Raw genomic sequence first — 15871 nt, forward strand, 5'->3', positions numbered from 1 at the left:
AGGAATACTTTCGAAAAGGAGCTGATTTTTAAATGAGTAAAGAACAAGCATTGAACATTTTAAATGAAAGCCGCATCGGGACAATGGCAACAGTGAAAAGTAACAAACCACATTCCAGGTACATGACATTTTTCAATGAAGACTTCACCCTATATACACCAACGAACAAAAACACACATAAAGTCGAAGACATTGAAGCAAATCCTTACACACATATTTTAATTGGATATGAAGGTGAAGGGTTTGGCGATGCTTTCCTAGAAATCGAAGGCAAAGTCAGCGAAAGTACAGACGAAAGTCTAAAAGAAAAAATATGGAACGATCATATGAAAAACTGGTTTGATGGACCAGAAGATCCGGATTTAGTCATTCTGGTCGTGAAACCAGAAACCATTCGATTGATGAACAAAAGTGGTCAACCACCAGAAACCATTGAATTTTAAAAGGTAAAAAGGACTGCCAAGAAAGCCAGTGAAAACTGACTCATTGGCAGTCCTTTTCTTTAAGTGAGTATTGAATTGTAGAGAATTAACAGAAGCAGTAGTGTAAATGAAAGTGAATGTGGCGCTTGGGAAATTTATCAGTCACTTCGGATGTTTATCGCGTAAACAGACACGCTGATCGCACAAACACGTCTCACGGGCAAGTTAACTAGTAAGAGTTCTACTAGTCGAGCTCTTTATAATACCTCAATGCCTCATCTAAAAATGCTTTATTCATACCTGTCCTCATATGAATTCGTTGAACCCAGTCATCTAGTGATAAATTGGACTCTTCCTTCGTTAATTTATCGGATGTACTTAAAAAACTCGTCCAATTATCGAACTCCCAATGAGCGATCTCATCATTTATGGGAAGTCGAATTTCAATAAGTGGACTCTTACGAAACACAAGTTGTACCCGTTCTGAAAGATCCCACAGAAAATCATCTTTTAATGGTGTCGTATTAAAATTAGAAGAAGATACTTTGCCATTTGGGCGTTGAAATAGCAATTTAGTTTTGTGACCGATGGTTTCTTGTTTTACTTTTGCAGCAGGGAAATAACCTGATAACCACTCTTGAGAAGGTTCAAGGTTTTCATTTATTAATATAGGCTGAATCCATTGATCTCCAAGGTCGCATAAATACTTATTGCCGTTCTGATCAACTGCAATTACTGCTATATGTGCTCGCTCTGCATTCACGTCATCCGCTATCCCATAAGCTTCGATTCCTCTATACCGAAATTCTTCAATTAACCATAATGACAAGTCCACACAATTTCCCGCAACTCCATATTGTGCGTAATGCTCTTTTATTAATGAAACACTTCGCTGCCCTCCGCCTTCAGGCTGCTTTGACCACCAGAATTTCATCACTGTATCCATCGGTTTATCATCGAATAAGTGCCAGACATCTAGTATCTCTTGCGGTGCTCTCATCCCATACATCCTTTCAAAATCTATGATAAGAATAGTTTACCTATTGAAATTAACAGAAGGTAAATTCAAAAACGTATCGAATACCATATTAAGGAATAATTATATAGAGAGATAAAGAATTATTAAAGGGGTATTCAAGTGAATTCATTAAAACCAATCAAACGAAGCAACTTACGTATTTTTTTCGGAAAGAAAGTGTATCGAATGAAACGATATACGGAGTGGGTATTTGATGACAAGAAATATGCGAAGAACAAAGGGGAAGAGAAGTTACCTCATAGTGTTTTTAAACATCGAACGCCTTTGCTCCGCCAATTAAAAGATGTCGATATGCAATTGCAGTATAACAAGATAACAAATTTAAAGATTGCTGCTAAAAAGATTAACCGTATCGTGATTCAACCCGGAGAAACCTTTTCATATTGGAAAACAATTGGTGCCACAACGAAAAGAAAAGGCTATGTAGATGGGATGATATTGCATTATGGAAAAGTAACAACAGGAGTAGGCGGGGGCTTATGCCAATTATCAAACTTAATTTACTGGATGACTTTACATACACCGCTAACTATTACAGAAAGATACCGTCATAGCTACGATGTCTTTCCAGATTCTAAACGTAGCCAACCATTCGGAAGTGGAGCAACTTGTGCTTATAATTATTTAGATCTTCAAATAAAAAACGAAACCACCGAACCATATCAACTCATCATTTATTTAACAGATGTCTCGTTAGTGGGTGAATGGAGATCCGTTAGCCAACCAACAAACACTTATAAAGTTTATGAGAAAGACCATCAGTTCACCTTAGAACAATGGGGAGGATACGTTCGACACAACACCATTTACCGAGAAGTCTATAACCGAAACAAGGAATGCATTGATGATCAGTTCATTACGGAAAACCACGCGATTACAATGTACCCGCCATTTTTAAGTCAGGGGGATGAACGTGGATAACACTGAACACTGAAGGTGGCTAAAAATAATTTGCTAAATGCGATGATATTATATTGTTCATAAGAATTCATTTTTAATTCACAGAAAATTCATAAAACAAAGAAGTGAATCGACTTGACCTTGGTATAATATGTAAAAGGGGTTGGTGGGTTGAATAAACTTATTCTTATTGTACTCGGACTTATGTTAGTGGGTTGCACTCCAGAATTGAAAACCGTTACAGATGACAATACTTCTTCAGAAATTGAAACAGTGACACCAGAAGAACATCACTTGTTGGTGGAATGGGGTTCAGACGCTATGGATAGGGGAAATCATGATTATGATTCAATAACACACAGTGAATTAGTAGTAGATCCAAATGATGATACTCTTGAACGCGGTGATGTTGTTTATTATAAAATGCTAGAAGCGGCAATTAAGAAAAACTCTAGAATTCCAGAAAACTATTTAGGTAGAGTTGTCGGGTTACCTGGAGAGACCGTCATGATTAGGTATGGTCACGTTTATATAAACCATGAAAAATTGGATACCTTTTATGGGGAGGCTACCAAAACAGGAGCTACAGAAGAAGAGTACTTCGAACATGCAGATTTAAGTGGGGTAGAAGACATTGATGCAGTTAAGCGTTACTTCAAAACAGAAATGAATCCAGTACATGTAGAAGAAGGCACTGTATTCGTGTTAGTTGATCAGTGGTGGCGAGGAACAGACAGCAAAGATTTTGGCTTGTTACCAGTTGAAAGAATACAAGGAACAGTATTGGGCTATTCGAAATGATTTTTGTGAATGCGCATTAGTTTCAAAGAACTTATGCTTTGGTTAATGAATGGGGTTTTCCAATAAGTATCTAATCTGATTTGGGATAGAAAAAAGAGACTTTTACTATCCTTATTTTTTGGCATACAGTTTGAGAACTCGCATTTATAGTAGGTGAGGGATTGTAGTGGAAGACGGCGACTCCTGCGGGAATAGCATGAGCTAAAGGCCCCGCAGAAGCGAAGCGACGAGGAGACTGAAGCCATGCCCGCGGAAAGCGTCCGTCTGAAACGAAAATCAAAAAAGGAGTCATCTCCTAGTCACTTTTCATGACTTTTGAGACAACTCCATTTTCTCTATTGCTTAAATAAATTCATCCATCCCTTATATTTGAACCACACAAGCATCGCAAGTCCAATAAAAATCATCGTGCCAAGAGTAAAGAAATAACCATACTCCATATTAAGCTCAGGCATATTCTCAAAATTCATGCCATACACTCCCGCGATAAACGTTAACGGAATAAAAATAGACGAGACAATCGTTAAAATCATCATAATTCGATTCATACGATTCGAGTTCATCGCCATATAACTGTCTCGAATATCTGCAGTCAATTCGCGGTTGGATTCCACAATTTCTGTTAGTTTAACAAGATGATCGGAAATATCAGCGAAATAAGCTCTCTCATGTCCCTGCAAATCAAACCGACTCGAACTTAGCACACGATACATTAAATCCCGCATCGGCAAAATGGTTCGTCTCAACCACAATAAATCACTACGCATATCAAAAACAGACTCCATGGAAAAATGCTTCATATCAAATGTCATTTGATCTTCAATTTCATTTAAGTGATCCTCAATCTTATAAACTAAAGGGAAATAAGAATCGACCACTTTGTCGAGAATTTGGTACATGGCGTAAATCGATCCACGCTCCCAAAATGAGGAATCCCTTTGTAGTTTCTCCCTTACCAAATCTAACTCTTCAACGGGGGTATGATGGAAAGTCACGACAAAGTTTTTGCCAATAAATAAGTCTAACTCTTCAGCTTCTAGTGTTTCTTCATTCATTGTATGGACTACAAAGAAATGGTAGTCACCATAAAAATCGACTTTTGGACGCTGCAATCGATGCAAACAATCTTCTATAGCAAGTGGATGAAATTGAAAGAAAGAATCTAACAATGTCCATTCTTCCTGAGTTGGTTGATCAAAATCTACCCAGTACCACTCGAATGATTTTTTATGAAGTTCTTCTAATGGGAAGTCCATTTCTAAATGGCTATCAGCCGTAACACCAAATGTTCGAATCATTCTTAAACCTCGTTTCAACCTGTATATGGTAGTAGTTTACCACGAATATAGAAAATCCCATTGTCCTAAATATTTTACCTTTCCTACACAATCCTTAACATGTCCTTCACTTTTCTTTCATATAGTTTCATTACACTTAAAATATAAGAATCAAAGAAGGAGACCATTTGATGACACTACAAAATTTTAGAAAATCTGCATTTCCAATTGCTTTATTTTCGGTATTTGCCATTAGCAGCGTCGCTGGAGTAATGGGGAAATTCCCGTTTCAAAAAAAACACGGCATTCCCATCAAGGCGCGATCATAATGAGCTAGTTGAACTCTCTTGAAAAAAGAGGGTTTTTATTATGAAATAAACTATAATTTACGATTGTATATCAAATAAACATCTAAAACCTGTTATAAATTTGATGTGTTCCTACTTATATGATGTATCTATTGATAATTGGTTCATTTATCCAGTCATTTTGCTCTATTTAGAATATTCTAGTATAATCTAAAATAATAAATAAGTAGAGTGAAGGAATGATTCAATGACTACCAAAATGAATCAATTGATTGAGGACCAAAGGAATGTTCATGTTCTGTATTCTTTTCATGAAGAAGAAGATTATATGAAGCAAATTTTGAATTATATTCATGACGGAATTGTTGCGGGTGAATACATTATTCTGATTGAAAATGCACGTCTATATCCTAAAATTCAAGAAGAAATGAGTTCCAAGTATACGAAAACGCAATTGGAGCTTGTTCACTATGTAAACAGCTTAGATTTTTACTTCTCAAGTGGGAGTTATCATCCACCGGCCATACATGAATATTTTAAAAAAGTGGTGCAACCATATATTCAAAATGGCACTGCATTCCGATCATGGGCGCATGTGGAATGGGCGACTATGCAAGAACCTCTCTATCTCATTGAAGATTTTGAGAGAATAGTAGATGAAGAAGTAAATGCACTATCTTTTCCATTAATTTGTGCTTACGATGGAGAGAAATTACCTGAGTATGTTAAAACATTTTTAATGGAAACACATCCATATGTACTTATAGAAGAAAATCTGGTTGTTTCCGAACAATATCAACCTACTGATAAGGTAACCTGAAAATTATTTCGAATAAACATCCAATGCCGATGCCTTCAACTGCAAGGCATTTTTTTGAGCGCAAGTTATATTTCTCATAGGAAACGGAGATTAAGTATGAACAAACATCCAAATTATCGGGTTTCAGTAGAAATCATCTTAATGCACGAAGACAAAATCTTGTTAACCAAGCGTTCCACCGAATCGGTCGTTGCTCCCGGAGTATGGAACGTGCCAGCGGGGAAAGTGAAATTTAACGAGATTCCCGCAGAAGCTGCGATTCGTGAGGTGAAAGAAGAAACGAATATGGATTTACAGGGATTAAAGGAAATCCATGTCCGTACTTTTGAAGGGCAAACAGCTAGTGAGCCAATCTATCGACTCCTCTATACATATGTTGTAAATATTTCAGAGCAGCAGTTAAAGAATTTTCAACTCAATGAAGAGCATTCTGAAAGTAGATGGGTCACTCGTGAAGAATTGCATTCGAAAGATTTTGATTCTCTCTTACCTGCATTTCGCTCCATTTTGTTGGAGAAAGCATGGAAGGATTGCTAATAATAGCCCATTTCTTTTGACTCTAGCGGGAGTCTGTAATATCCTTACTGCAATACATGAATTTCATAAAGCGCCATTCAAGCTTGGCGAACAAGTTTTCTAGGGTTCCGCAGACACTTCGTTTGGACTGGTCCGAGAGAAAACGCTTTGCACTCTGCAAAGATACACGGAAGGACAAAAGCCTGGGAGATAACGTAGACATACGTTCATTTCTCGGGCTTATTTTAGTTTAAGGAGACTGTTATATGAATAAAGAATGGATGAAAGTAATCATAGCTGCCGGTTTTGAAGTGTGCTGGGTGATTGGTCTAAAACACGCAGATGATAGTTGGACATGGCTTGGCACGATCATCGCCATTGCGATCAGCTTCTATCTGATGATCATGGCTGGAAAAACATTGCCGGTTGGGACGGTGTATGCCGTATTTGTTGGATTAGGTACAGCAGGAACGGTAGTAGCTGATAGCGTGTTTTTTGGTGAAACCATTAGCTTAGCGAAGATTGGTTTAATTGTTATGTTGTTAGTTGGCGTAGTTGGTTTGAAGCTTGTAACGAAACATGAGGAGGAGGTGACCTAATGGCTTGGATCTTTTTATTCACGGCAGGTTTATTTGAAATGACGGGCGTTCTCATGATTAATCAAGTGCATAAAGAGCGAAACTGGAAGTCCATTGCCGGATTAGTCGTTAGTTTTACTGCAAGCTTTCTATTTTTAGCACTAGCAATGGAAACTCTTCCGATGGGAACAGCGTATGCAGTTTGGACAGGTATTGGGGCAGCTGGTGGAGCCGTTTTAGGTATGATTTTTTACGGAGAACCAAGAACGGGGTTACGCATTCTTTTCATTTCGATGGTGCTAGGAGCTGCTGTTGGATTGAAATTCATTTCCTAAAAATTATATTTTAATTTTTTAGAAAATTGTGTTGACAACAATTTTGTATCCTGTCATAATCCAATTTAGATTTCAAAAAATTCATATCTACATTTTTCTTATCAAGAGCAGGTGGAGGGAACTAGCCCTATGAAACCCGGCAACCGACTTACGCGAGTAGGCACGGTGCTAATTCTTGCAGCAATAGCTGACAGATAAGAGGATGTTAGTTCTTACTAACCTCTTCTTTTTTGTGAAGAGGTTTTTTATTTTGGAATAAAGAGGTGATCGATGTGACAGAAGTGAAGGCTACGTATTTGGTACATAGCATCGAAGAAAATTTAGAGAAAAAAGCAGAAGGCATCGCCCTAGGGCTAACGATCGGTTCATGGACCGACTTGCCGTTACTTGAACAAGAACAATTGAAAAAACATAAAGGGAGAGTCGTCCGTGTAGAGTCTCTTGGAACAACAGCTAGCCATTTTGCAGAAACACGAACGAAAGGAATTATTGAAATTGCTTATCCTTCAGCAAATTTCAGCCCAGACATTCCCGCCATTTTGACGACAACGTTTGGCAAATTATCGCTAGATGGCGAAATTAAATTAACGGACTTATCATTCGATGAGACGCTACTCAATCACTTCCCGGGACCGAAATTTGGCATTGAAGGAATTCGCACATTAACTGGTGTTCATGACCGACCATTTGTCATGAGCATCTTCAAAGGAATCATCGGCAAAGATATCGACTTTTTCACTCGCCAATTAGAGCAACAGGCTCTCGGTGGTGTGGACTTTGTAAAAGATGATGAGATTTTATTCGACAATCCGTTAACCCCATTTGAACAACGAATAACGAAAGCGAAAGAAGTGTTAGAAAACGTGTATGAGCAAACCGGTCACCGTACGCGTTTTGCAGCGAACCTAACTGGCAGAACATATGATTTGAAAGAAAAAGCGAAAAAGGCAGTTGAATTAGGAGCAGATATACTATTATTTAACGTTTTTGCATATGGTCTAGATGTACTTCAAAGTTTAGCTGAAGACAAGGAAATTACCGTTCCGATTATGGCCCACCCAGCCTTCTCAGGCGCAATTACACCGTCCCCATTTTATGGTGTCTCAAATTCTTTGTTACTCGGAAAGTTGCTTCGGTATACAGGAGCGGATTTCTCTTTATTCCCATCACCATACGGCAGTGTTGCATTAGCAAAACAAGAAACACTCGATATAGCCAAAGAACTAACAGAGCCATGTTTGTTGAATAAAACCTTGCCGGTCCCCTCTGCAGGTATCCATCCAGCGATGGTGCCGCAACTCATTGCGGATTTTGGATTGGACTCCGTGATCAATGCTGGAGGCGGCGTGCACGGTCATCCAGGAGGAGCAACCGCAGGAGGAAAGGCATTTAGACAGGCAGTGGATGCGACAATAACCAATCGAGCCCTATCTGAAGCGGTGCAAAACAATGAAGAGCTGCGACTAGCTCTTGAATTGTGGGGTGACAAAGTCCGATGAAGCAACCTATTATTTTTTGTGACTTTGACGGTACGATTACAATGAATGACAACATCATGGCCATCATGAAGAAATTTGCTCCACCACAATGGGAAGCGATCAAAGACCAGATCCTCAGTCAAGAAATGACGATTCAGCAAGGTGTTTCGCAATTATTTCACTTGTTACCAGCGACGCAAAAAGAGGAAGTCATTCAATTCGTTTTGGCACAAGCAGAAATTCGAGATGGGTTTGAAGACTTCGTCGCGTATACGAACGAACATCACATCCCGTTATACATCGTTTCAGGGGGCATCGACTTTTTCGTGCAGCCCCTTTTAAAAGGTCTGATAGAACAACAATATATTTATTGCAATGAGGCGGATTTTTCTGGCGAATCAATCGCAATTGAGTGGCCACACAGCTGTGATGAACTTTGCTCAAACGGTTGTGGGTGCTGCAAACCGTCCATCATTCGCAAGTTAAGTGACGAAAACACTTATAAAATCGTGATAGGTGATTCCATTACTGATTTGCAAGCAGCAAAGCTGGCAGACAAAGTCATTCCGAGGGACTTCCTCATCGAAAAATGTGAGGAGCTGGCCATTCCTTATGAACCATTCACCACATTTCACGATGTCATACACATTTTGGAGAAGCGGGAGGTACATTCATGAGCCTATATGTAACACGTTGGAACGAACTAGCGGCTGTTAAAAAAGAGCTAGCTGGACGCGATTGGTTTTACGGCACAAGCGGTAATTTATCCATTAAAGTTTCCAATGAACCTTTGACCTTTCTCGTCACAGCTTCTGGAAAAGACAAGCGCACATTTACGAGTCATGATTTTTTATTGGTCGATAAAAACGGTGAGCGTATAGAAGAAACTTCATCGAAACCTTCTGCCGAAACCTTATTGCACGCGAAAATTTACAACAAAACAAATGCTGGTTGTGTGCTTCATGTACATACAATTGATAACAATGTGATCACTGAATTGTATAAACACGAAACGCATATCGAATTTACGGGCAACGAAATCATTAAAGCGTTAGGCTCATGGGAACAAGATGCCAAAGTGCAAATTCCCATTATTCAAAATGTCGCGCATATCCCAACACTTGCCGAACAATTTGATCGATATGTGATTGGGGATTCAGGAGCGGTCTTAATTGAAAATCATGGCATTACTGTGTGGGGAAGAGACGCTTTTGAGGCGAAAAAGCTACTTGAAGCCTGGGAGTTTTTGTTCTCATACCAAGTAAAACTAGCAACGATAAAAAACAGAGTGGGGAGTTTTTAAAATGGCATTCATTAAAAAACATGCAAGCGGAGAACGCATTGAAGATCCAACACAAGTGATTGAATTTTTGAACAAAAATGAAGTCATTTATGAAAAATGGGATATCGAAAAACTACCAGAAAACCTTCGTGAAAAATTCGATTTATCGGATGAAGAGAAACAACAAATTTTATCAGCCTTTGGGATTGAGATTGCGGATATTTCTGAGCGCAGAAACTATCAACAAGCTGATGTCATTTCACTGTCTGAAACGACGCCAAACTTAGAACAACTATTGAAAAACTTCCAACAGGAGCATCATCATGAAGATGACGAAGTTCGCTTTATCGTAAGTGGACATGGAATTTTTGTGATTCAATCGGCAGACGGTGAATTCTTTGATGTTGAACTTCAACCAGGTGATTTAATCTCCGTACCTGAAAATGTGCGTCACTACTTCACGTTAATGGAAGATCGTAAAGTAGTAGCAGTGCGTATTTTTGTCACAACAGAAGGCTGGGTTCCGATATATGAAAAAGAAGAAGTCGTAAATTAATAACGAGAAAAAACCTGACCTCTTTTATCTCGAGGTCAGGTTAGATTGTAGATAAATAAAAATGCTGATTTCCATTGCGACGGACGCTTTCTGCGGGCACGACTTCAGCCGCTTCCTTCGCGATGCTCAGTCCAGGGTCTTCAGTTCGTGCTGATTCCGCTAGAGTCGCCGTCTCCATTCCAATCAATTCTTAATAAACAATCATTTTGTATGTATATCTTGAATTTGTAATTAAACCTCTTCTGTAAGCATAACTTTGCTCACTATTTAACAGGAAAATGATCGGCTATTTCTGTAGACTCCTGCGGAAAAACGAAATACGCCAGACCCCGCAGATTAAGCTGTCAGTGACAGCTTAATCGAGGAGGCTTGCGTTTCGTCCGCGGAAAGTGAAAGAAATAGCCGACCACATTTATGAGCATTCAAATTTTAAAAATAAGAACTCATTTTAGAGTATTAACACCATTCTTCTTCCAAAGTTTCATTCGCTTCGTCTATATCAAATGCTTTAAATCCTTGTTCTTTTGCCCAAGCTTTCATATGAGCATGCTCCGGATTTTTTTTGTTTTTCATCACTCGCTTAAATTCCTCATACCCAGGAGGACCACCAACATCTTCAGGCGGACAATCTCCTTCTCCTGCTAGAATAGTAGGCGCATCATACTCAAAATCGTCAATAATTTTCTCTAATTTCACTTGATGGGTCCATCCATCCCCAAAATCATAGGCATATGTAAACGACTCAATTTCCTCTACATACGTATCTAAGTGAATATCACGAGCTAACAAAACTTTTGTTCGAATGAAGTGCTGGAACATACTTTCTTCATATGAACCTTTCTCAGGTGGAGATTGCATGAAATGCTGCGCCTGTTGGAAATTCTCCTCAACTGACTCTTCGTCCCCTAACAATCTTATTCTATTCGTAGATTCTGCTTCTTCTAATTCAAATGAAAATAAATGAGAATCCGTCCACCCCATAGCGGTTTGAATAACTGAGTGTAAGTCATAGAAATCTAACTCAGCAGGCATGGCGATTTGTCTCCATACTGCTGGCTGAACATGATCTAGTGTCACCATAAATTGATAGCCTTTCATCACACATCACCTCAACGTTTTTTTAACTTCAAAATAGATTGCATTAATTGGTTCGTAAAAGTAGGGTCAAATGCACTGTATCCTTGGCTGGCTGCCCAGTTTTTCAAATGTTCATGGTCCTCATTTTGAGGGTCTTCTACTACCTGTAAGAAATTGGCGTAGCCAATAGGACCTCCGACATCTTCAGGTGGACAATTGCCTTCTCCGTCGAGAACTTGTGGGTAAACAAATTCATAGTCTTCAATTGTTTTCTCTAGTTCAATCTGGTGAACCCAATTGTCCCCGAAATCGTAGCGATAGGTAAACGTTGGTACGCTTTCAACATACCTTGGAAGTTTCGTTTTTTGTGCCAATTTGATATCTGTTCGTACCAATTGTTGATAATCAGGGTTTGTATTTAATTCCTTTAAATCTACATTCATGATGACGGAATGGATTTGTGATCGATGATCATCCATCATATCTTGATCTTCAGCAAGCTCTAATACTCGACCATTGGTCATTGGAATATTAAATGTGTATAAATGATAATTGGACCAACCCATCGCCATCTGTATCGTTTCATGCAATCGTTTAAAATTGGTTTCCGCAGGAATGACAATTCGACGCCAAACTTCCTGTTCTACACCCTCAAGCTTTATCAAAAATTGATACGCCTTCATAGTCTCATTCCTTTCTGCTTTGAATTATTTTACGTCTAAAAACTCGAGGACAAAATCTAAAAATAGTAAATGCTGCTCGACATTAGGTGCATGTCCTGACTGTTTAAACTCTACAAATGTCGTAATCGGAATAAGACGTGCTGTTTCTCGTCCTAATTCGGTAGGATTGAGTTCATCATGATCCCCACTAATGACGAGGGTCTTTGCTGTGACGCGATACAAGTCCTGCGTAAAGTCGAAACCTTCTAAAGCTTTATTCGCTGCCGTAATTTGTTCAACGGTCAACGGCGTTCCTTTTTCTGCCGCTTCCTTGCTCCATTGACCAACAGCCGTCAAATCATGAAACATGTATGGGGAAACTTTCAGTACTTTCTGAGAGAAAGTTAACCCCTTTAACTCGTCTGCATATTTTTCGAATAAAGCCTCCATAGACGAAGTTTTTCCTTCAGACTTCGTCGCAACTAACACTAATTTTTTCACACGTTCTGGAGAAGCAATCGCTACTCCTTGAGCAATATAACTTCCCATCGATACGCCAATTAAATACGTTTCTTCAATTTCTAAATGATCGAGTAAATTCAATACATCTCCCACATGATCATTTAACGTATACGAAGAAGGCTTGTCCGAATCTCCATGCCCACGTGCATCAAGCACAATGGTTCTAAAATATTTTTTTAAGACTTGTACATCTTGATCGAACATATGTCGATTGCCTGTTAACCCGTGAAGAAGCACGAGCGGTTCACCTTCACCGAACTCTTCATACACCAAGGAAACATCATTTGATTGAAACGTAGTCATATCGTCACCTCTAATGGAATCATCTGTTATTCCAAACTATACCCAAAGATTCAAGACGTAACACCCATTCGAAGATAAAAAAGTGGAAGAGCGCCACATTGAGCGCTCCGGAAGTTGCGAGGTGAGCCTACCTTGTTACTGCTCGTGGATTTAGTAGTTAAGGTAGCTAGCCCCAATGATGATCAAAAGGATGAAAAGAACAACCAATAGAGCAAAGCCATTATTGTTTTTGTGTTCGTAACCCATGCCTAACACCTCCTTTTCTAACAGGATGATATAGCATATGCGAGATTTCGCAGTCGTTTTGGGGAGGACACATTGAATTGAAATAATTTTGTAAGAAGTGAAAATTTTGAGCGAGGAAACAATTTCCTTTGAAATTCATTTAAAAAGTGTGTATGATATGAAAACAAGCTGCATTGTGCGTATGAATATTAAGTTTAAACCTTTAAGCTGTAACAGGGAGTTTGAACTGGGAACAGGAATGACATGCCTCATTCTCTTCGGACAATGAGGACACGCAGGAGCGTTTCCGAAAACACCCACTTTGAGAAGTGGTGGTTTTAAACTTTCTTACGAAATACGGCAAACGCGGCTTTTGAACTTTATCTTTCATAAAACCGGTCTCCTCAGGGAGATCGGTTTTTTCTATGTTCTTATAGAAATGACTTTCTCCATTTTGCGGGTGACATTCAAGGATTGGAGCGGTGCATTCAAGGATTCGACCGTGACATTCTAGCATTCACTGGTCCGATTCTAGATTTCACCACCCACATTCTAAAATTCACGTTTTTTACACAATTCTGGACAGGCTGTGTCTGCATAATTCAGCATATATTTAACTATTTCTAACTTATGAACACTCTTTATTCAAACGAAAAAAACTCCTTACAGTTGTAACTAAGGCATTTACTACCTTAATTCAATTTGAAGGTGTTTTTCTAATCTTAATAAACCCATAAATAAGTAAACCGAAAACAAGCAATCCACTAATCACCTGACCAGTAACAGTCCATTCCATTACTTCATTTGCCGCAAAAACCTCAATCCATAATGCAGGTATTTTACCTAAGCTACTCGCAATGGCAAAAGTGATGAAGCTCATGCTCCCAACAGATGCGTAAAACGTCACTAAACCAGATGGCACGAAAGGCATTAATCGCAATCCGAGAACCAATAGAAACGCCTCTCTATTTGTTGTATTCAACAACCGTTGCACACGTGGTGATTGCTTTGTCTTGTGATCGACATACGTACGTAATCCTTTGCGGTATAACCAAAAGGCGATCAAACTCCCAACAATTTCTCCTGCGAGAGAAACCCAAAACCCTCCCCAGAAACCAAACGCGGTCACATTCAATATCGTTAAAAATGCACTCGGAACAACGCCAAGAATACTGATTAGTATACTTAATACAATGCTAACAAATACAGCAAAGGGAATAGGCAGAGTAGCCAATAAAGATTCAATAAACGCCATAAAATCTCCTTAAAAAAATGATACTTTTATCGTATCACGACTGGACCCATTAATGGTCAAAATTCACGCTTTAAAAATACGATAAAAACTATTTAACTCCCCCACAGAAGAAAGTAATATTTTTTAACTAATAGCTAGAAAACTCAGCTTTTTTTGCGTATTGTCCACAGAATATTCTTTGTATTCAAAAAAATAAATGGATATTACTGGTATACTATTAAGAAGGAGTTGGTTTTGTTGAGAGCCTATGATAAATTTTGGAAAGAATATTACACTACAATGGAGCCAATGAAAGTTGAAAAGAACACTGTATTTGTCTTGGAAGATACCTGTTGGAGAAGTGACGATAGTAGAAGTTTCGAGGTCTTGAAAATGCAAAATGTAGAAGTTAAGATTCTAGGTTTTAAAAAGTGATATGACAAAGAATATTTGTATATTAATTAGTATAGTTCTGTCGTTAATTCTCATATGGTGGCTAATTAAACCAAACAATGATACTACCATTGTTTATCATTTGCCTAAAGGTTTCAAAGGATGTATTGACATATATTTCAATGAGCCTAACAAAAAAGAACTCGAAATTATAGATGATACACTACTATTAATAGTCCCTGAAAACGGAAGTATTTCAACTTCATCATCGTATGATTTAATTATGGATTTAGGGTGGTACAAAATAAAAGCTTTTTATATCGATAATGATGGGAAAAGAGTCAGTGAGATAAATACAAATGATTTTTATAATGTGTCATCAACGACGAACGGAAATTCCGAAAGGATGATGATAACATTCGATTCAAATCAGGAGCATTGTTACTAAAGTTGTTTCCTTTTTCAATGAATTAAAGGTGAAATTTAAATAGAGCCTAATTCAATTGCGAATTATGCCCTTTTGTACGTTTATTAAGCTACCATTGCACGGCAAGCTTCGACATGCCTCAACACAACGGTAGCAGTCATTGCAAACAGTATTGTTGGTGCCACTACAGCATCGAGAAAGGAGGATGTTTTGATTAAAAAATAAATTAAAGGAGTTAGAAATAGTGGAGTATAAATTCGAAGAAATGACACAAGAGCGGGCAGAAGATATAGCTTTTAATTGGCATTATAATGGTGAATTTTCTTTTTACGATATGGAATCGGATCAAGAAGATTTAGTTGAATTCCTTGACCCAGATAAGCGAGGAAACTCGCACTTTGTTGTGATAAATGGTACTGAGGTTATGGGCTTCTTTAGTTTTAATAAAGTTGCTGAAAGTACTATTGATTTAGGATTAGGAATGAGACCAGATTTAACGGGTAATGGAAATGGCTTAATATTTTTAATAGCTGGAATAGATTTCGCCAAAGCTAAATACAACCCAGAAAAAATAACATTGTCAGTAGCTACCTTTAATCAAAGGGCAATAAAAGTATATAAAAAATTAGGGTTCGAAGAAGATGAAACTTTTATGCAAGATACAAATGGTAGTAGATATGAATTTCTGAAAATGATTTATTACTGATATTGAAGAT

Annotated in this window: 22 protein-coding genes, 1 other RNA gene and 2 riboswitches; of the genes, 15 read left to right on the forward strand and 8 right to left on the reverse strand. The window is 38.3% G+C overall.

Annotated features, from left to right (window positions below):
- Positions 1-32 precede the first annotated feature (32 nt).
- The gene (locus tag ACHUE4_RS11315; RefSeq protein ID WP_394190065.1) at positions 33-443 is read left to right on the forward strand and encodes a pyridoxamine 5'-phosphate oxidase family protein; all 411 of its coding nucleotides are present in this window, start codon (positions 33-35) and stop codon (positions 441-443) included.
- 223 nt (positions 444-666) lie between these two features.
- Here ACHUE4_RS11315 and ACHUE4_RS11320 read toward each other — a convergent pair whose 3' ends face one another.
- Positions 667-1422: a hypothetical protein gene (locus ACHUE4_RS11320; RefSeq protein WP_394190067.1), complete on the reverse strand. Its 756-nt coding sequence runs from the start codon at positions 1420-1422 to the stop codon at positions 667-669.
- A gap of 132 nt (positions 1423-1554) precedes the next feature.
- Here ACHUE4_RS11320 and ACHUE4_RS11325 point away from each other — a divergent pair, with 132 nt between their 5' ends.
- On the forward strand, positions 1555-2382 hold the full coding sequence (locus ACHUE4_RS11325; protein ID WP_394190202.1) for a VanW family protein: 828 nt from the start codon (positions 1555-1557) through the stop codon (positions 2380-2382).
- Between the two features lie 150 nt (positions 2383-2532).
- Positions 2533-3162, forward strand: coding sequence for a signal peptidase I (gene lepB / locus ACHUE4_RS11330; protein ID WP_394190069.1), 630 nt, complete (start codon positions 2533-2535; stop codon positions 3160-3162).
- 335 nt (positions 3163-3497) lie between these two features.
- Here lepB and corA read toward each other — a convergent pair whose 3' ends face one another.
- Complete coding sequence (gene corA, locus ACHUE4_RS11335) at positions 3498-4460, reverse strand: magnesium/cobalt transporter CorA (RefSeq protein ID WP_394190071.1); 963 nt, start codon at positions 4458-4460, stop codon at positions 3498-3500.
- Positions 4461-4630: 170 nt separating this feature from the next.
- Between corA and ACHUE4_RS11340 the strand changes: the two genes are divergently transcribed.
- From ACHUE4_RS11340 to ACHUE4_RS11380, 9 genes are all read left to right on the forward strand, one after another.
- On the forward strand, positions 4631-4768 hold the full coding sequence (locus ACHUE4_RS11340; RefSeq protein WP_394190073.1) for a hypothetical protein: 138 nt from the start codon (positions 4631-4633) through the stop codon (positions 4766-4768).
- Positions 4769-4994: 226 nt separating this feature from the next.
- On the forward strand, positions 4995-5567 hold the full coding sequence (locus ACHUE4_RS11345) for an MEDS domain-containing protein (protein ID WP_394190075.1): 573 nt from the start codon (positions 4995-4997) through the stop codon (positions 5565-5567).
- Between the two features lie 96 nt (positions 5568-5663).
- Complete coding sequence (locus ACHUE4_RS11350; RefSeq protein ID WP_394190077.1) at positions 5664-6104, forward strand: NUDIX hydrolase; 441 nt, start codon at positions 5664-5666, stop codon at positions 6102-6104.
- 88 nt (positions 6105-6192) lie between these two features.
- Positions 6193-6295: riboswitch (guanidine-I (ykkC/yxkD leader) on the forward strand.
- 54 nt (positions 6296-6349) lie between these two features.
- Positions 6350-6682 carry a DMT family transporter gene (locus ACHUE4_RS11355; protein WP_394190079.1) on the forward strand — a complete coding sequence of 111 codons (333 nt, stop codon included), beginning with the start codon at positions 6350-6352 and terminating at the stop codon, positions 6680-6682.
- The gene (locus tag ACHUE4_RS11360) at positions 6682-6996 is read left to right on the forward strand and encodes a DMT family transporter (protein WP_394190081.1); all 315 of its coding nucleotides are present in this window, start codon (positions 6682-6684) and stop codon (positions 6994-6996) included. The genes ACHUE4_RS11355 and ACHUE4_RS11360 overlap by 1 nt, the downstream gene beginning before the upstream one ends.
- 95 nt (positions 6997-7091) lie before the next feature.
- Positions 7092-7197, forward strand: a riboswitch (SAM riboswitch).
- Positions 7198-7268: 71 nt separating this feature from the next.
- Positions 7269-8495 carry a 2,3-diketo-5-methylthiopentyl-1-phosphate enolase gene (locus ACHUE4_RS11365; RefSeq protein ID WP_394190083.1) on the forward strand — a complete coding sequence of 409 codons (1227 nt, stop codon included), beginning with the start codon at positions 7269-7271 and terminating at the stop codon, positions 8493-8495.
- A complete protein-coding gene (locus ACHUE4_RS11370) occupies positions 8492-9151 on the forward strand; it encodes a 2-hydroxy-3-keto-5-methylthiopentenyl-1-phosphate phosphatase (RefSeq protein ID WP_394190085.1) in 660 nt (219 codons plus the stop codon). The genes ACHUE4_RS11365 and ACHUE4_RS11370 overlap by 4 nt, the downstream gene beginning before the upstream one ends.
- On the forward strand, positions 9148-9777 hold the full coding sequence (locus ACHUE4_RS11375; RefSeq protein ID WP_394190087.1) for a methylthioribulose 1-phosphate dehydratase: 630 nt from the start codon (positions 9148-9150) through the stop codon (positions 9775-9777). Before ACHUE4_RS11370 ends, ACHUE4_RS11375 begins: the two co-directional genes overlap by 4 nt.
- A 1-nt stretch (position 9778) precedes the next feature.
- On the forward strand, positions 9779-10312 hold the full coding sequence (locus tag ACHUE4_RS11380) for a cupin domain-containing protein (protein WP_394190089.1): 534 nt from the start codon (positions 9779-9781) through the stop codon (positions 10310-10312).
- 40 nt (positions 10313-10352) lie between these two features.
- Here the strand turns inward: ACHUE4_RS11380 and ACHUE4_RS11385 are convergent, their stop codons facing one another.
- The 5 genes from ACHUE4_RS11385 to ACHUE4_RS11405 all read right to left on the reverse strand — a co-directional run bounded on the left by ACHUE4_RS11385 (position 10353) and on the right by ACHUE4_RS11405 (position 13122).
- Positions 10353-10490 (reverse strand): hypothetical protein, encoded by a 138-nt coding sequence (locus ACHUE4_RS11385; protein ID WP_394190091.1) that lies wholly within the window; start codon positions 10488-10490, stop codon positions 10353-10355.
- 278 nt (positions 10491-10768) lie between these two features.
- Entirely contained in the window at positions 10769-11410 is a 642-nt protein-coding gene (locus ACHUE4_RS11390) for a plasmid pRiA4b ORF-3 family protein (RefSeq protein ID WP_394190093.1), read from the reverse strand.
- Between the two features lie 11 nt (positions 11411-11421).
- A complete protein-coding gene (locus ACHUE4_RS11395) occupies positions 11422-12072 on the reverse strand; it encodes a plasmid pRiA4b ORF-3 family protein (protein WP_394190095.1) in 651 nt (216 codons plus the stop codon).
- Between the two features lie 24 nt (positions 12073-12096).
- Entirely contained in the window at positions 12097-12876 is a 780-nt protein-coding gene (locus ACHUE4_RS11400) for an alpha/beta fold hydrolase (RefSeq protein WP_394190097.1), read from the reverse strand.
- Positions 12877-13026: 150 nt separating this feature from the next.
- Complete coding sequence (locus tag ACHUE4_RS11405; RefSeq protein ID WP_394190099.1) at positions 13027-13122, reverse strand: YjcZ family sporulation protein; 96 nt, start codon at positions 13120-13122, stop codon at positions 13027-13029.
- A 162-nt stretch (positions 13123-13284) separates the two neighbouring features.
- Here ACHUE4_RS11405 and ssrS point away from each other — a divergent pair.
- A non-coding RNA gene (ssrS, locus tag ACHUE4_RS11410) (6S RNA) lies at positions 13285-13478 on the forward strand.
- Positions 13479-13798: 320 nt separating this feature from the next.
- Here ssrS and ACHUE4_RS11415 read toward each other — a convergent pair.
- Positions 13799-14356, reverse strand: a complete 558-nt coding sequence (locus tag ACHUE4_RS11415) for a TVP38/TMEM64 family protein (protein WP_394190101.1) — start codon at positions 14354-14356, stop codon at positions 13799-13801.
- A 415-nt stretch (positions 14357-14771) separates the two neighbouring features.
- Between ACHUE4_RS11415 and ACHUE4_RS11420 the strand changes: the two genes are divergently transcribed.
- Complete coding sequence (locus ACHUE4_RS11420) at positions 14772-15176, forward strand: DUF6843 domain-containing protein (protein WP_394190103.1); 405 nt, start codon at positions 14772-14774, stop codon at positions 15174-15176.
- 223 nt (positions 15177-15399) lie between these two features.
- Positions 15400-15861 (forward strand): GNAT family N-acetyltransferase, encoded by a 462-nt coding sequence (locus ACHUE4_RS11425; RefSeq protein ID WP_394190105.1) that lies wholly within the window; start codon positions 15400-15402, stop codon positions 15859-15861.
- Positions 15862-15871: the final 10 nt, after the last annotated feature.

It is taken from the genome of Paenisporosarcina quisquiliarum (genome assembly GCF_043641925.1).
Lineage (GTDB): Bacteria > Bacillota > Bacilli > Bacillales_A > Planococcaceae > Paenisporosarcina > Paenisporosarcina quisquiliarum_A.

What these genes read in the sequence shown, in the direction of transcription:
- ACHUE4_RS11415 (WP_394190101.1), bottom strand. Translation starts at nt 14,356, where the DNA reads ATGGCGTTTATTGAATCTTTATTGGCTACTCTGCCTATTCCCTTTGCT.
- ACHUE4_RS11350 (WP_394190077.1), top strand. Translation starts at nt 5,664, where the DNA reads ATGAACAAACATCCAAATTATCGGGTTTCAGTAGAAATCATCTTAATG.
- ACHUE4_RS11380 (WP_394190089.1), top strand. Translation starts at nt 9,779, where the DNA reads ATGGCATTCATTAAAAAACATGCAAGCGGAGAACGCATTGAAGATCCA.
- ACHUE4_RS11355 (WP_394190079.1), top strand. Translation starts at nt 6,350, where the DNA reads ATGAATAAAGAATGGATGAAAGTAATCATAGCTGCCGGTTTTGAAGTG.
- corA (WP_394190071.1), bottom strand. Translation starts at nt 4,460, where the DNA reads ATGATTCGAACATTTGGTGTTACGGCTGATAGCCATTTAGAAATGGAC.
- ACHUE4_RS11385 (WP_394190091.1), bottom strand. Translation starts at nt 10,490, where the DNA reads ATGGAGACGGCGACTCTAGCGGAATCAGCACGAACTGAAGACCCTGGA.
- ACHUE4_RS11420 (WP_394190103.1), top strand. Translation starts at nt 14,772, where the DNA reads ATGACAAAGAATATTTGTATATTAATTAGTATAGTTCTGTCGTTAATT.
- ACHUE4_RS11345 (WP_394190075.1), top strand. Translation starts at nt 4,995, where the DNA reads ATGACTACCAAAATGAATCAATTGATTGAGGACCAAAGGAATGTTCAT.
- ACHUE4_RS11360 (WP_394190081.1), top strand. Translation starts at nt 6,682, where the DNA reads ATGGCTTGGATCTTTTTATTCACGGCAGGTTTATTTGAAATGACGGGC.
- ACHUE4_RS11390 (WP_394190093.1), bottom strand. Translation starts at nt 11,410, where the DNA reads ATGAAAGGCTATCAATTTATGGTGACACTAGATCATGTTCAGCCAGCA.
- ACHUE4_RS11405 (WP_394190099.1), bottom strand. Translation starts at nt 13,122, where the DNA reads ATGGGTTACGAACACAAAAACAATAATGGCTTTGCTCTATTGGTTGTT.
- ACHUE4_RS11395 (WP_394190095.1), bottom strand. Translation starts at nt 12,072, where the DNA reads ATGAAGGCGTATCAATTTTTGATAAAGCTTGAGGGTGTAGAACAGGAA.
- ACHUE4_RS11400 (WP_394190097.1), bottom strand. Translation starts at nt 12,876, where the DNA reads ATGACTACGTTTCAATCAAATGATGTTTCCTTGGTGTATGAAGAGTTC.
- ACHUE4_RS11340 (WP_394190073.1), top strand. Translation starts at nt 4,631, where the DNA reads ATGACACTACAAAATTTTAGAAAATCTGCATTTCCAATTGCTTTATTT.
- ACHUE4_RS11370 (WP_394190085.1), top strand. Translation starts at nt 8,492, where the DNA reads ATGAAGCAACCTATTATTTTTTGTGACTTTGACGGTACGATTACAATG.
- ACHUE4_RS11320 (WP_394190067.1), bottom strand. Translation starts at nt 1,422, where the DNA reads ATGAGAGCACCGCAAGAGATACTAGATGTCTGGCACTTATTCGATGAT.
- ACHUE4_RS11375 (WP_394190087.1), top strand. Translation starts at nt 9,148, where the DNA reads ATGAGCCTATATGTAACACGTTGGAACGAACTAGCGGCTGTTAAAAAA.
- ACHUE4_RS11315 (WP_394190065.1), top strand. Translation starts at nt 33, where the DNA reads ATGAGTAAAGAACAAGCATTGAACATTTTAAATGAAAGCCGCATCGGG.